This window comes from Mycobacterium sp. 852002-30065_SCH5024008, from assembly GCF_001665645.1.
GTDB classification, from domain to species: domain Bacteria; phylum Actinomycetota; class Actinomycetes; order Mycobacteriales; family Mycobacteriaceae; genus Mycobacterium; species Mycobacterium paraffinicum.
In genome coordinates, this window is sequence record NZ_LZSZ01000148.1 from 33,988 (window position 1) to 48,546 (window position 14,559).

Genomic DNA, 14,559 nt, shown 5'->3' on the forward strand with positions numbered 1-14,559 from the left:
GGACGGCCTGACGACGCGGACTACTGCCGTTATGGTAGTGAATTCCAGCGCTGGCGTCTCGGCCGGCTCCGTGCAATTGTACGGATCGCTGGACGGAACCGTGTTCTACACTCTAGGTTCGCCCGTTTCGACAACGTCGGCCAGCACGGTATCGACTCCTGTGGTTTCGACCAGCGTGCCATTCCGATACCTCAAGGCAGTGATCGCCACGACCATTACGGGCGGGACGATTACCGCTTCTGTCGGGGCTTCGGGCTAGATCCGAAAAAGCTTCCCGACCTTTTCCGTGCTAGGCGGGCGGGGAGACAACCGCGATGGTTTACTTGCATTTCCCATCGCAATAACCCGCAATGGGCTTACTCCTATTAGCCTCTTTTCGATTGCGGTAGGGACCGGGGGGTGATTCGCTTCATTCTCCGGTCCCTCTCAAACTTCAAACAAACTTCACCTTCGCCGCGTCCGATGGTCCCCTCCCTTGGGGGAGATTGCGGTTACGTCGGTCTGCGCAGGTGAAAATGGCGCGGGGACTTCTCCCCGTCTCCCGCGTCCGGCCGGGGCGGGTGGCCAACCACCTCCGCGCCGCCCCGGCCCTCGAATGTCCCTTGTAGGCCGCCAGATCAACCGGGGCCACGGCGCCCTACTCAACCTCAACGAAGGCCCCGCCCCGGTCCAAACGACACGGCCCGCGCGTCACTTGGTTCACTCGACCCCAGGAACGGGTATAAATGCCCGATGAACTGGCCATGGAGGCGGAAGCCCGAGTGGTGGGAGCCGGTCCCAAGGCGAGGTGCCAATTTTGATCCGGTTACATGCTTGACGCAGTGTGGCACCAAGAGCGGCTTTCCCAAGCAGCCGAGGTTCGACCATGCCGTGAACCCAGAGCTAACGCTCTCGGTTCTACAGGGCCGCTATGGGACAACAGACGCTATCCGCGCTACCTTCCGGCGCCCCGCCACGCGTCGTGATCGCGCGCGCCACCTGGTAGTCCGGGACTTGATGCAGCACAAATACTGGGCATATAGCAGCCCACTGCCAGAGGTCCCGACGCACGGCAGCATTTCGGCCCCGATCCGGAAACGAGACCTAGGAAAACACCGCGCATGGTGGGAAGATCCCGCGCGTGTCACACTTGACAATATTGCCGAGCCGGTACTCACGGATTAGGAGGTGGGTCTACGTTGATCGGTTTGCGGCAGCGAGAGGCCGATCCCTTCTCATGGCTTGACTCTGTTAAGTCCTGGTCCGCCCCGAAGGCGCTAGTGCCGCTGGGCGGCGCGTCTTGCTTGATCAAGCTAAATCATGGGGCACTCCTCTACTGGAGGTTTGATGAGCCTGACGACGATACGGTATGCGTGTTGCTTGTTCGGCTCACAGATAAAGAGGCTCGTGCAGTGCACAAAGCGAGCTACTTAGAAGGCATGCTTGAACCCGTTCGCGCCAAGCTAAAGTTTCCCGGCGCGCTTTTGGCAGTGGGCCATGGAGATAAGGTTCATGTTCGTCGTTTCGTTATCCCGCGCCACGGCATAGAACACGAGTTCGTCGATGACCTAATGAATCTGGCCGAGCGCGTTGCAGACCACAGGTCCGAAGTGCGTTTCGGCCTACAGGCTGATTCTGCGAACCTTAAGGCCCAGGTTGCCCGATACCAAGAAGAGGCACAGCAGTACCGCGGCGAGATCGAAAGACTCAACGCGGAAAGGCGCGAACTTGAGGGACGACTCGCCCACGGTGAGCGCTTACTAGTTGAAGAACTAGCCTCGGAACCTGAGGTTCAGTTTGCTACCTCAATTCTTGCGGGGAAACTGGTCTCTAGCTAAGACCAGCGGGAGCAAGGTCAAAACCACCCCAGAAATCTGGACCTCGGCGGACGACTTAGAGCAGCTTCGCCATATCCCCCTCCCTTCAGACATAGACCCCTTCTCAGCCTTTCGGGGGATACGGGTCGTTCCCCGGGGCGATGGTGTCTTTCGCGCGGATTTGACCATCCCGGCCGTGGACGGTTAGTTCGCCGCCGCCGCTGTTCTCCAAAATCTGCCGGCCACGGTCGATTGCCTCTTTTTGGGTGTCGTAGTGCGCGCTGGCGCGGCTGGCGCCGGGCTTGTTGACGTTCCACCCGCCCTCCTTGGCTGGCACGACGTTGCGTGTGTTCGGGTTGTTCTTTGCCATCTTTGTTCCTGATTCGCCGTGCCCGCTTACATCGGGGGGTGTCCGATGTGGACTCCCGCTACAAATGTACGACTGAGGACCGACAGCTTCGGGCTGCGACACGCCCAAGAAACGGTAATGCTGCGCCTTGTTATCAACGTTCGGAATCATTAGCCCGTGAAGTCTGACCGCCCCCAGGAAGTGATCCGAGAGTCGCCCCCGACCCGAGCGGGGCGCGAGCCCAGAACCTTTACAAGGCCGATTTGTCGAGCCCTGGGCAAAAGGCGTCGATGCCGTCATACACGCTCTTGGCCGCCAGCTCGTAACCAAGGTTCGGGTAGCGTTGATTGATCTCGTCTATTGCGGCCCGCACGCTGATTACTCCGCGTGTCAGGCGCCCGCATATCGAGTGGACGTTACCCAGGATTTCGCCCCTATTGGTGACCTCGATGCCGTCCGCGGCGAGTGTCCGCCACAGCTGTTGTTCCGCATCGGGCCGTGGCGATACGGACGCGAGGGGTTGCTGCACCGGTGTTGGCTTAACTGAGGCGTCCCGCGCTGGCGTCGATACCATCACAAGCACGCCCGCCGCTACGGCGGCGGCTAGGGCCATGGCCGCAGGCGCGAGCCATTGATGCACCGCGCTCCATCTGCTCCATTGCAGCGTCTCGGGTTCGTCGCTCCATGCGTGCATTACCTCCCCGGCCGAGGGGGAGCTAGGGGCCATCTGTGTGCGCGTGTCGTCGGTCATGGCGCGCCCGCGGAGTCCGACAGGGTGTCCATTTCGTCGGCCGCGGCTAATACGTCGGCCGAAAGCTTGCGCAGGGCGTCGGCGTCAAGGTCGGCCCCGTACGGCCCGGCGTCCACGTGGGCAACGCGTTGCACGACGCGACCTGAGTAGTCTTGCTCGCCCTCTATTTCGATCCGGACCCGATCTCCCCGCGTAGTGCCTCGAAACATCCTCGTCACCCTCTCCCCTTCGTCAATAACCCACTCCCCGACTGTCTCGGCGCCGGGCGGAAGCGGAATACGGGTTGCTGTGGTGGTGGTCATGGATCTCCTTCGTATCCGCCTTAGACATGTGTCGAACAGGCTAACCCCGCGGGGGCATACAGATCTAGTACGCCCGAGTCGGGGCGTACGCGGAACGTACGCGCTATACCAGACACTCCCCCATAACCCCCACCACCTATACATCACTTGATCAGGTATTTTCTAGATCGCTGTTTGGTCTCCGCAGCTACGAAACACGAGACAAACGGACTCAAAACCCGTCCAGTGTGGGTTCGAATCCCACCGAGGGCACCACAGGTAGGACAGACAAGCACCGGCCCGTCAGGGCGTACCGGTGGCCCCGGGTCGATTCGCCTCGCATACGGATGCCAACTGCCGATGACCCTGGCCCGGCATCCCACCCCTCCCGGCGAACCGGCGGCTCCAAGCCTCAGGTTTGTTAAATACGGCAAATCCGTGCCAAAGGTATGAACTCGCCCGAATTTAAATACCGCGCGCAATAAAGGGCACAGTTGCATTCAAATAGAATCGCGCCGGTTACACGATGAATTCATGCCATTCGGGGCCTCGCCGAGGCGCCAATCACCGACCTATGGCGAGCCAAGCTCGGCCGGGTTGTGACTGCCGCGTTAGCGACTGATGCACACTTGTTCTTCCGAGTGCACCACGTTGACCTGCATCGGATCGTTCTGCATCGAGTCTGTGGCCACCCGCAACAATGAACCCGCCCCACCGCATCCCACCCCACAGGCGGGGGTTGCCGCCGCGGTGCACGCCAGCATCAGCGCTATCCCAATCCTGCTGCTGAGACTTGCCACCCCGCACCCCCGATTTAGAGGAACACATGACCCACATCACAGCCCAACATATGTTTAATAACACGTCGGAAAATTTTGTAAACCCCCTTCAGCCGAAAATCTTTTTAATTTTTCCGGCGCCCCGAAGCGCCAGGCGTCGACGGGCATCCGGCGCGTCGTCGGGACCCCGTTGACTGGCCCACAAACCCGAGCTCAGCGGTTACGCTTTTGAATGTGGCGGCTAAGAAGTGCGGCGCCCCACCAGTGTCAGCCGGCTCGTCGAGACGCCCGGACTGCGTAGCCGCGGTGCGGGCGCAGACGCGCGACCGCAATCAGCACTACGCCGCCAGCGCCGCGCGCCGGGCCCGGATCCTGACCATCACTGCATGGCTGGCCGTCATGGTGAGCGTGAGCTTCGTGCTCGTGCAGATCCTCAGCGGCACATGGCTGTGGCAGGTCAGCTCGATCAACATCCTCGGCGCGATGGTTTTTGCGATGGTCCCGTGGCTGCAGCGATTCGGCGAACTGGTTGCCCCGCTTACCTTTATGGGCGCGGCCTACGTGTCCGTCGTTGCCAGCTGCGTGGACGTCGGCACCGGGTCGGGCGCCCAGTTCTTCTTCCTGGTGGGCGCCTGCATCGTCGTGTTGTTGCTAGGGATCGAACACATCGTTCTGGCATCCGCGCTGGCCGCCGTCGCCGCCGGCCTCATCGTTGCCGTCGAGTTCCTGGTTCCCCGCGACACCGGGCTACAACCGGCCTGGGCCCAATCGACCGGTTTCATCGTCACGGCGATCTCCAGCGTCGTGATGGTGGTCGTGACGGTGTGGTTCGCCCTGCGTGACACCGCGCGCGCCGAGGCCATGATGGAGACGCAGTACGAACGTTCGGAGGCGTTGCTGGCCAACATGTTGCCGGCCAGCATCGCCGAGCGGCTCAAGGAGCCAGACCGCAGCGTCATCGCCGACAAGTTCGACGACGCCTCCGTCCTGTTCGCCGATATCGTCGGATTCACCGAGCGGGCCAGCGGCACGCCCCCGGCCGACCTGGTGCGCTTCCTCGACCGGTTGTACAGCGCCTTCGACGCACTGGTGGACAGGCACGGACTCGAGAAGATCAAAGTCAGCGGCGACTCTTACATGGTGGCCAGCGGCGTTCCGCGCGCCCGGTCCGACCACGCGCATGCCCTCGCGGACTTCGCGCTCGACATGGCCAATGTTGCGGCCGGACTACAGGATCCGCACGGCAATGCGGTTCCACTGCGGGTGGGCATGGCATGCGGACCGGTGGTCGCCGGCGTGGTGGGTTCCCGGCGCTTCTTCTATGACGTGTGGGGTGACGCGGTCAATGTCGCGTCCCGGATGGAATCCACCGACTCGGTGGGCCGAATTCAGGTGCCCGAGGCCATGTACGAGCGCCTCAAGGACGAATTCGTGCTGCAGGAGCGCGGCCACATCGACGTCAAGGGCAAAGGCCTCATGCGCACCTGGTATCTGATCGGGCGCAAGGCGGCCGGCGAAACCACCGAGGACACCACCGATCTGCTGGCAGGGGATTCACGCAAGGCCCACGTGTAGCCCAAAGTGCCCTATACCCAAGGCGGCGTTTGTGTCAGACTGCGGCCATGCAAACCACACCTGGATCTCCCCCTGCTCCAAGTTTGTTGCCGCATCTGTGGAAATCGACCCTGCTGTCGGGACTTCTGTCGCTGGCTCTCGGCATTGTGGTGCTGGCGTGGCCCGGAATATCCATCGTGGTCGCCGCAACCGCTTTCGGCGTCTATCTGCTGATCACCGGCGCCGCACAGGTGTTCTTCGCTTTCAGCCTGCACGTCTCGGCGGGAAGCCGGATCCTGCTCTTCATCAGCGGTGCCGCGTCACTCATCCTGGCGTTGTTGGCGTTTCGCCATTTCGGTCAGGGATACGCAATCCTGTTGTTAGCCATTTGGATTGGCATCGGATTCATCTTCCGCGGCGTCGGCACGACGGTCTCGGCCATCCAGGACCCGCACCTGCCGGGGCGGGGATGGGCGATCTTCATCGGCCTGATCAGTCTGCTCGCCGGCATCGTCGTCCTGGCGTCACCGCTCGAATCGATTGTCACGCTGGCGCTCGTGGTCGGGGTCTGGTTCGTGGTCCTCGGCATCTTCGAGATCCTGTCGTCCTTCGGCATCCGCAAGGCGTCGAAGACCCTGGCCCCCTGAGGCGGCTCTAGGTAGCGCCGGCCCCAGCCCTTCTACTACACTTTGTAGTAGCCGTGTCGTACGGCTCCGCAGTTTCGGGAGATGACAGATGAATGTCGTCGATATTTCGCGGTGGCAGTTCGGTATCACTACCGTCTACCACTTCATCTTCGTGCCGCTCACCATCGGTTTGGCGCCCCTGCTGGCGGTCATGCAGACGGTTTGGGTGGTCACGGATAACGCCGCGTGGTACCGGCTCACCAAGTTCTTCGGCAAGTTGTTCCTGATCAACTTCGCCATCGGCGTGGCGACGGGGATCGTCCAGGAATTCCAGTTCGGCATGAACTGGAGCGAGTATTCGCGGTTCGTCGGCGACATCTTCGGCGCGCCGCTGGCCATGGAGGGCTTGTTCGCCTTCTTCTTCGAGTCCACCTTCATCGGGTTGTGGATTTTCGGTTGGGGCCGGCTGCCGAAGCTGATCCACCTGGCCTGTATCTGGATCGTCGCGATCGGTGTGAACGTGTCCGCGTTCTTCATTATCGTCGCGAACTCGTTCATGCAGCATCCAGTTGGCGCGCACTACAACCCGGCGACACATCGTGCCGAGCTGGACAGCATCACCGCGCTGCTGGGCAATAACACTGCGCGGTGGGCGTTTACCCACACGGTCGCCGGCGCATTGCTGACCGCTGCGACGTTCGTCGCGGCCATCAGCGCCTGGTTCCTGGTCCGTTCGCGCCGCCCGGCGACCGCCACCCCCGCCGCGGAATCGGACGCGCGCTCCATGTTTCGTCCGGCGGCCATCCTGGGGTGCTGGGTGGTGCTGCTCGCGGCCGTCGGCCTGTTCTTCACCGGTGACCGCCAGGGCAAGCTGATGTTCGTTCAGCAACCGATGAAGATGGCGTCGGCGGAATCGTTGTGTGGCACCGAAACCGACCCCGACTTCTCGATTCTCACCGTGGGCACGCACAACAACTGCGACAGCATCACCCGCGTCATCGAGGTCCCCTACGTGCTGCCGTTCCTCGCGGAGGGGCGGACCAGCGACGTGACTTTGCAGGGCGTCCGCAATATCCAGCAGGACTTCGAGCAACGATTCGGCCCAAACGACTACCGGCCCAACCTGTTTGTCACGTACTGGTCGTTCCGCGCGATGATCGGGTTCCTGGCCGTTCCGATATTGTTCGCGCTTGCCGCGCTGTGGCTCACCCGCGGCGGCCGAGTGCCCAACCAGCGGTGGTTCTCCTGGCTGGCGCTGCTGACCATTCCCACGCCGTTCCTGGCGAACATCTCCGGGTGGGTGTTCACCGAAATGGGGCGACAACCCTGGATCGTCGCACCGAATCCGACCGGCGACCAACAGGTTCGGTTCACTGTCCACGAGGCCGTCTCGCACCATGCCCCCGGCATGGTCGTCACCTCCCTGGTGACGTTCACTCTCGTCTACGCGGTGCTCGCGGTCGTCTGGTTCTGGCTGCTCAAGCGTTACGTCACCGAAGGGCCGCGGGAACACGACGCCGAACCGGCTCCCCCGCCGGCACCCCACGACGACGAGGTGGCGCCGCTCTCGTTCGCCTACTAGGCCGAGACTCACGAACTCAGAAAGGGGCTGACCGATGGGACTCCAGCAGTTGTGGTTCGGCATCATCGGGTTGCTGTTCCTCGGTTTCTTCGTACTGGAGGGCTTCGATTTCGGCGTAGGCATGCTGATGGAACCGCTCGCCCGCGTGGGGATCGGCGAGGCCGAACCCATCCGGCGCACGGCGCTCAACACCATCGGCCCGGTCTGGGACGGCAACGAAGTGTGGCTGATCGTGGGCGGCGCGGGCATGTTCGCCGCGTTTCCGGGCTGGTATGCAACCGTGTTCTCCACGCTGTACCTGCCGCTGCTGGCCATTCTGTTCGGCATGATCCTGCGCGCCGTGGCGATCGAGTGGCGCGGCAAGGTCGACGACACAAAGTGGCGCGGCTGGGCCGATTTCGGCATCGCCGCCGGTTCCTGGCTGCCCGCCGTTTTGTGGGGCGTTGCCTTCGCCGTCCTCGTCCGCGGCCTGCCGGTGGACGCCGACGGGCAGGTCAACCTGTCGATCACCGACGTGCTCAACGCCTACACCCTGCTGGGCGGCTTGGCCACCGCCGGACTGTTTCTGCTCTACGGCGCGGTGTTCATCTCGCTGAAGACCTCCGGGGCGATCCGCGACGACGCCCACCGGCTGGCGGTGTGGCTGTCGCTGCCGGTGACCGGACTGGTTGCGGGCTTTGGGATCTGGACACAACTGGCCTACGGCAAGGGCTGGACCTGGCTGGTACTCGCCGTCGCCGTGGTGGCGCAGCTGGCGGCGGTGCTGCTGGTATGGCGGCGCATCTCCGATGGCTGGGCGTTCGCCTGCACCGCGACCGTCGTTCTTGCGGTGGTGATCCTGTTGTTCGGCGCGCTGTACCCGAACCTGGTGCCGTCCACGCTGAACAAGCAGTGGAGCCTGACGATCTACAACGCCTCGTCGACGCCATACACCCTCAAGGTCATGACGTGGGTTACCGCGTTCATGGCTCCGCTGACGGTGGTATACCAGGCGTGGTCGTACTGGGTTTTCCGGCAACGGATCTCGGCGGACCGGATACCGCCGTCCATCGGCCTGGCGAGGCGGGTGTCCTGAGCGCGACCGATTCGCCGCCCGGCTCAAGAGCGCGGGGCCCACTGGACCCGCGACTGTGGCAGGCATCGAGCGCCCTGCGCCGCTACCTGACCGCGACGGTGTGCTGCGGAGCGGTGATCTCCGGCTGCGCGATCGGCTCGGCGATCGTGCTGGCGGGCGTGGTTGCCCGCGCCGTCAGCGATCGCTCGGCGCACAGCCCGCGCGTCTGGCTCGGGCCGCTGTCGGTCCTGTTGCTGCTGTGGACCATTCGCACGTTGGCGCACTGGTTGCAGGCCCGGTTGGGTCAACGCGGCGCCAGCGCGGTCATCGCCGATCTGTCCGGTCAGGTGCTCACGGCGGTGACCGCCCGCCAGCCCGGTGAGCTCGCCGAACAGCGGGATGCCGCCGCGGTGGTGGTCACGCGAGGCCTCGACGGCCTACGCCCCTACTTCACCGGGTACCTGCCCACGTTGCTGCTCGCCGGGATCCTCACCCCGGCGACCGTCGCCGTCATCGCTCTCTACGACCTGAAATCGGCGGCGATCGTGGCGATCACCTTGCCCCTCATACCGATTTTCATGGTCCTGATCGGCCTGGCAACCGCGGACCGGTCGGCGGCGGCCCTGGCCGCCATGACGACACTGCAGGGACGGTTGCTCGATCTCATCGCCGGCATCCCCACCCTGCGGGCACTGGGACGCGGTCGGGGCCCGGAACGCCGGATCGCCGAACTGGCTGCCGCGCACCGCCGCTCGGCCATGGCGACCCTCCGGATCGCGTTCCTGTCGGCACTGGTGCTGGAACTGCTGGCGACGCTGGGCGTGGCGCTGATCGCGGTGGGGATCGGTTTCCGCCTGGTGTTCGGAGAGATGACGCTGGCGACCGGCCTCACTGTGCTGTTGCTGGCACCCGATGTCTACTGGCCGCTGCGCCGCATCGGCGTGGAATTCCACGCCGCACAGGACGGAAGAACCGCCGCCGACAAGGCCTTCGCCCTCATCGGCCAGCCGACCCCACCAAAAGCCCGAGGTGAGACGGTCACCGCCCGCGGCGCGGAGATCCGCCTCGACGGGCTCAGCGTCGCCGGTCGCGACGGCCACGCGCCGCGCGACCTCACCGCACTCATCGAACCGGGCGCCGTGACGGTACTGACCGGACGCAACGGTGCAGGCAAAAGCACGACGCTGCAGGCAATCACCGGGGTCACCGTGCCGTCCTCGGGCCGGGTCACCGTGGCCGGCATCGACGTCGCCGATCTGCAGCCTGGCGCCTGGTGGCGGCAGTTGTCGTGGCTTCCGCAGCGCCCGGCGCTCGTCCCGGGAACGGTTCGGGACAACCTGGTCCTGTTCGGCGACCTGGACGACCTCGAAACAGCCTGTGCGGCCTCCGATTTCGATACGGTGCTGGCCGACCTGCCCGATGGGCTGGACACGGTGCTCGGCCGTGGCGGCGTCGGCCTGTCACTGGGGCAGCGGCAACGGCTCGGCCTCGCCCGGGCGCTCGGATCGTCCGCACCCGTGCTGCTGCTCGACGAGCCCACCGCGCACCTCGATGCGCATGCCGAGGAACGCGTGTTACGGGCCATCGTGGAGCGCGCCCGTTCGGGTGCGACCGTCGTCGTCGTCGGGCACCGCGCACCGGTTCTGGCGATCGGTGACCGGGTGGTCGAAGTGGTCGCCGACAGTGGGGTGCGTTATGTCCCGGTCTGATCCGCTGTTGGCGGCCGCGCCGCTGCTGCGGCCCCGACTCCCCCGGCTATTTGCGGCCATCGCGCTGGGCGTGCTGTCCCTGGGCAGCGCGCTGGCGCTGGCCGGTGTCTCGGCCTGGCTCATCACGCGGGCCTGGCAGATGCCGCCCGTGCTGGACCTGTCGGTCGCGGCCGTCGCGGTGCGCGCTTTCGCGATTTCGCGGGGGGTATTGCACTACTGCGAGCGGCTGGTCACCCACGACACCGCGCTACGCGCGGCCGGCACCGCCCGGGCGGGGATCTATCACCGGCTGGCCCACGGGCCGGCGGCGGCCGCCGTCCGTCTGCACAGCGGCGAACTCGTCACCCGCGTGGGCTCCGATGTCGAAGAACTGGCCAACGTGCTGGTGCGTGCCGTGGTGCCGATCGGGGTCGCGGTGGTGCTGGGTCTGGCGGCGACCGTGGTGGTCGCGGCCATCTCGCTGCCGGCCGCGGCGGTGCTGGCGATCTGCCTGCTGGTCGCGGGCCTCGTCGCACCGCGGTTAGCGGCCAGGGCCGCGGCCAGCCAGGAAAGCCTTGCCCGGCAGCATCATTCCGACCGCGATACGTCGGCGATGATCGCTCTGGAACACGCGCCCGAGCTTCGCGTCGCCGGCCTGCTCCCCCGCGTCATCGCCGAATCGCAACGCCGCCAACGCGCGTGGGGCAGCGCGCTCGACGCGGCCGCCCGACCGGCCGCCATCGCCGAGTCCGCGCCGACCGCCGCAATCGGGGCCAGCGTGCTCGGCGCGGTGGTGGCCGGTATCTGGCTGGCCCCTTCGGTCGCGCCCACCACCCTCGCCGTCCTGATGTTGTTGCCGCTGTCCGCGTTCGAGGCGATGACACCGTTGCCGGCCGCCGCGGTCCAGTTGACCCGATCGCGCATCGCCGCCCGCCGTCTGCTCGACCTGACGACGAGCGACCGCCCGCCTCAGCCCGAATCGCCCGCGGCCCCGCCGCAGCCCGACGCCGTGGTGTCCGCCGACATTCGGGCCGGGCACGCCGGAGCGGCCCGCTCGAACCGCATCACGCTGGAGCTGCCCCCGGGTGCCCGGCTGGCCGTCACCGGCGCCAGCGGGTGCGGCAAGACCACGCTGCTGATGACGCTCGCCGGGCTACTTCCTCCGCTCGAGGGACAGGTGATCCTCGGCGGCACCGATCTGACCGCCTTCCACGAAGACGACTTGCGCGGCGCCGTCTGTTTTTTCGCCGAGGACGCGCACGTCTTCGCCACCACGGTTCGAGACAACCTGCTGGTGGCCCGCGGCGACTGCCGGGACGCCGAACTGGAGGTCGCGCTGGACGCGGTCGGGCTGGGCGCCTGGCTCGCCGGTCTGCCCGAGAACCTGTCGACGGTGTTGACCGGTGGCGCGCAGGCGCTTTCGGGCGGTCAGCGCAGGAGGCTGCTACTGGCGCGGGCGATGCTCTCGGCCGCCCGGATCGTGCTGCTCGACGAGCCGACCGAGCACCTGGACGCCGCCGACGCCGAACCGATACTCCGCGACCTGCTGGGGCCGAATTCCGCGCTGATGTCGGCAGATCGGACCGTGGTGGTGGCTACCCACCACCTGCCCGAGGGCATTGGGTGTCGCGAACTGCACCTCGATGCGCTCAGAGGTGTCGCCGGCGCGGCATGAACTCCAGCGACAGCAGCACGATCAACAACTGAACGATCTGAGTCATGGAGACCAGCGCGTAGCGCTGGGTGTCCAGCGCGTGGAACTTGCGCACGTAGCGGTACAGCGACTCGAGGGCGATCAGCGGGTCGAGAACATGGATCAACCGATAGAAGACGCGCTGGACGCGGCTGCGATTCTTCTCGTCGAAGATTTCCGGGAACGCCGCGAACGCGAGGGAAAGCCGTTGGGCGCCATTCTCTTTGCCGGCCATGATCATGTCCACGCTGAGGCGTTCGTCGATGCCGTTGGGGGCTCCGCGCCGACGCCACGGCACGTCGAGCGTGATGTCGCTGCCGCCACCGGCGGTCGCGTACCGGTGGAATCCCTGCACCTTGCCCGAGGCGTCCCGGGCCAGGATCAGCTGTATGCCGGGGAACCGGCCCTCCAGCACGCCGTCGAGGTTCATGTGGAATCCGCGCTCCGTGTGGGCCGCCTTGCTCGACGCGCGGACCACCTCGGTCAGCTCGGCCAGTTGCTCATCGCTGAGTTCCTGCTCCCCGACGATCTCGGTCGTGATGCCGCAGTTGTGGGAGCGCTGCACCGCCTGGCGCAGGTTGCGGAACTTGCGCCCCACCATGTCGAAACCGGTGACGTCGACGACGACGTCACGCCCGATCGGGACGGCGCGCAACGACTGTCCGAGCACCGCGGCGTCGTTCCACAATTCGAGCCGTCGCGCGCCGCAACCGACCACCGCGATTCGCCAGCCGTGGGTGTGGCACATGGCGGCGAAGTCGGCGACCAGCTCGGGGAATCGGGTCTCGTCACCGATCGGGTCACCGCCGACCACGGCGATACCCAGGCGCGTCCGGTAGGCCAGCGCGGCGCTGCCGTCCGCGGTGAAGTGGTAGCTCTTGCCCGTCTGCATCGCGAAGGGCGCGAGCGGATCATCCCGGGTGGCCTGGATCAGTTTCCACACCCGGGGCAGATCCTCCGGACGCGGATGCGACGAAGTCGGCCACATCAGCACCATGCCGGAGCTGGCGATCACCAGGTCGCCGAGCAGATCGAAGGACAGCACATGCAGGCCAAGCCCGGCCAGCACGAAGAAGAACGCCGCGACGGCGTGCATGGCCGTCACGGGACGCCCCAGGAAGATGCCGCGTGCGATCCACGCCACCGCGACCAGTACGGTCAGCGACCAGGCCAACCGATCGGTGTAGTGCCACGCCGGATGGTGATGGTGGCGAACCAGGATTTCGGCCAGCCAGCAGGTGGCGCTCAACAGCGCCAGCGCACCAATCAGCCGGGCCGCCCGCGAATCGACCGAGACGACCACGCGTTCGCGCGCGCGGGCCTTCGCTGAGACGTCCACCACGGGCCCGCTCACACTCACCTCCCGATGCGCTGAAATTCCAGCTGGGCGGCTGTTTGCCGCCTCTGCACCGAATACCCGGCAGCTAAAAACCTACGCTCGATACCGGCCCCGACGGGCCGATTTCGCCGCGATGTCCTGCGGGTACTCCACCCTGTCTATCGGCGGGCGGGCGGAAAGTATTTCAGCACCCCTTCTTGGACCACCGTCGCGAGGAGCTGCCCGGAGCGATCGAAGAAGTGGCCGGTGCCGAGCCCGCGCGAATCCGCGGCCACCGGCGACGACGTCGAATACAAGACCCAGTCGTCGAAGTCGACCTGCCGGTGAAACCACACGGAATGGTTGGCGGAGGCGGCGAAGATGCGGTCGAAACCCCACGACAGTCCGTGGGTGGTGATCACCGAGTCCAGCACCGTGGTGTCCGAGGAGTACACCATGGTCGCGGTGTGCAGCACCGGGTCGTCGGGCATGGTGCCGCCGGCCTTCATCCACACCCGGTTGTGCGGCAACCGGTCGCCCTTCTCGCGCATCACCCAGGCCGGGTCGTTGGTGTAGCGCCACTCGATCGGCTGCAGCGCGTTGACGAAGTGCGGAACGGTCTCCTCGTAGCCGCGAAGCAGCTCGCTGATCGGCGGCTGCGTTTCGGGCTCGCCCACCTGCGGCGGGTCGACGGCGTGTTCGAGGCCGCGGCCGCCGGACATGTAGGAGATCATCGCCGAGGACAACAGGACGCCGTCCTGCACCGCGTCCACGCGCCGGTTGGCGAAGCGCCGCTCGTCACGCAGCCGGGTGACGTGGAATTCGATGTCCTTGGCGGTGTCACCGCCGTTGATGAAGTGCACCGACAGCGCGCTGGGCGGCAGGTCGCCCCGGATCAGCGTGCGGCTGCTCGCCACGAACGACTGGGCCATGAGCTGGCCGCCGAATGTCCGCATCGGGTTCTTGCTGGGATGAGACCCGATGAAACGGTCGTCGGCGACCCGATTGAGGTCGAGGGTCGCAAGCAGTTCCTTGAAGTCGGAATCGGTGCTGATCGCGGCCTCTCCTTGGCTCATTCGCTTATTGCC

11 protein-coding genes and 1 pseudogene are annotated in these 14,559 nt (G+C 65.6%); 7 read left to right on the forward strand and 5 right to left on the reverse strand.

Annotated features, from left to right (window positions below):
* The first annotated feature begins 1,259 nt into the window (after positions 1 to 1,259).
* Entirely contained in the window at positions 1,260 to 1,817 is a 558-nt protein-coding gene (locus A5781_RS25680; protein ID WP_156624805.1) for a hypothetical protein, read from the forward strand.
* Between the two features lie 103 nt (positions 1,818 to 1,920).
* On the opposite strand, the gene A5781_RS18530 is transcribed toward A5781_RS25680, so the two are convergent.
* The 3 genes from A5781_RS18530 to A5781_RS25685 form a co-directional block, all read right to left on the reverse strand.
* Positions 1,921 to 2,166: a DUF2188 domain-containing protein gene (locus tag A5781_RS18530; protein ID WP_067209572.1), complete on the reverse strand. Its 246-nt coding sequence runs from the start codon at positions 2,164 to 2,166 to the stop codon at positions 1,921 to 1,923.
* Between the two features lie 229 nt (positions 2,167 to 2,395).
* Positions 2,396 to 2,896, reverse strand: a complete 501-nt coding sequence (locus tag A5781_RS18535) for a DUF732 domain-containing protein (RefSeq protein ID WP_067209576.1) — start codon at positions 2,894 to 2,896, stop codon at positions 2,396 to 2,398.
* A complete protein-coding gene (locus A5781_RS25685; protein ID WP_156624807.1) occupies positions 2,893 to 3,030 on the reverse strand; it encodes a hypothetical protein in 138 nt (45 codons plus the stop codon). Before A5781_RS25685 ends, A5781_RS18535 begins: the two co-directional genes overlap by 4 nt.
* A 1,160-nt stretch (positions 3,031 to 4,190) precedes the next feature.
* Between A5781_RS25685 and A5781_RS18545 the strand changes: the two genes are divergently transcribed.
* The 6 genes and pseudogenes from A5781_RS18545 to cydC all read left to right on the forward strand — a co-directional run bounded on the left by A5781_RS18545 (position 4,191) and on the right by cydC (position 12,167).
* The gene (locus A5781_RS18545; RefSeq protein ID WP_067209582.1) at positions 4,191 to 5,531 is read left to right on the forward strand and encodes an adenylate/guanylate cyclase domain-containing protein; all 1,341 of its coding nucleotides are present in this window, start codon (positions 4,191 to 4,193) and stop codon (positions 5,529 to 5,531) included.
* 29 nt (positions 5,532 to 5,560) lie between these two features.
* Positions 5,561 to 6,157, forward strand: a complete 597-nt coding sequence (locus tag A5781_RS18550; protein WP_156622759.1) for an HdeD family acid-resistance protein — start codon at positions 5,561 to 5,563, stop codon at positions 6,155 to 6,157.
* An 88-nt stretch (positions 6,158 to 6,245) separates the two neighbouring features.
* A complete protein-coding gene (locus tag A5781_RS18555; RefSeq protein ID WP_067209589.1) occupies positions 6,246 to 7,718 on the forward strand; it encodes a cytochrome ubiquinol oxidase subunit I in 1,473 nt (490 codons plus the stop codon).
* A gap of 34 nt (positions 7,719 to 7,752) precedes the next feature.
* Positions 7,753 to 8,793 carry a cytochrome d ubiquinol oxidase subunit II gene (gene cydB / locus A5781_RS18560; RefSeq protein ID WP_067209594.1) on the forward strand — a complete coding sequence of 347 codons (1,041 nt, stop codon included), beginning with the start codon at positions 7,753 to 7,755 and terminating at the stop codon, positions 8,791 to 8,793.
* Positions 8,794 to 8,867: 74 nt separating this feature from the next.
* The gene (gene cydD / locus A5781_RS18565) at positions 8,868 to 10,481 is read left to right on the forward strand and encodes a thiol reductant ABC exporter subunit CydD (RefSeq protein WP_067209670.1); all 1,614 of its coding nucleotides are present in this window, start codon (positions 8,868 to 8,870) and stop codon (positions 10,479 to 10,481) included.
* Positions 10,468 to 12,167: pseudogene (cydC, locus tag A5781_RS18570) on the forward strand (thiol reductant ABC exporter subunit CydC). The gene cydD and the pseudogene cydC overlap by 14 nt, the downstream one beginning before the upstream one ends.
* On the opposite strand, the gene A5781_RS18575 reads toward cydC, so the two are convergent.
* Both A5781_RS18575 and A5781_RS18580 read right to left on the reverse strand, forming a co-directional pair.
* The gene (locus A5781_RS18575; RefSeq protein WP_067209601.1) at positions 12,110 to 13,507 is read right to left on the reverse strand and encodes a bifunctional lysylphosphatidylglycerol flippase/synthetase MprF; all 1,398 of its coding nucleotides are present in this window, start codon (positions 13,505 to 13,507) and stop codon (positions 12,110 to 12,112) included. The pseudogene cydC and the gene A5781_RS18575 overlap by 58 nt on opposite strands.
* A gap of 143 nt (positions 13,508 to 13,650) precedes the next feature.
* Positions 13,651 to 14,547: an acyl-CoA thioesterase II gene (locus tag A5781_RS18580; protein ID WP_067209605.1), complete on the reverse strand. Its 897-nt coding sequence runs from the start codon at positions 14,545 to 14,547 to the stop codon at positions 13,651 to 13,653.
* Positions 14,548 to 14,559 lie beyond the last annotated feature (12 nt).

Coding starts and splice junctions, on each gene's coding strand:
- A5781_RS18530 (WP_067209572.1), bottom strand. CDS start 2,166: ATGGCAAAGAACAACCCGAACACACGCAACGTCGTGCCAGCCAAGGAG.
- A5781_RS18535 (WP_067209576.1), bottom strand. CDS start 2,896: ATGACCGACGACACGCGCACACAGATGGCCCCTAGCTCCCCCTCGGCC.
- A5781_RS18555 (WP_067209589.1), top strand. CDS start 6,246: ATGAATGTCGTCGATATTTCGCGGTGGCAGTTCGGTATCACTACCGTC.
- cydB (WP_067209594.1), top strand. CDS start 7,753: ATGGGACTCCAGCAGTTGTGGTTCGGCATCATCGGGTTGCTGTTCCTC.
- A5781_RS18580 (WP_067209605.1), bottom strand. CDS start 14,547: ATGAGCCAAGGAGAGGCCGCGATCAGCACCGATTCCGACTTCAAGGAA.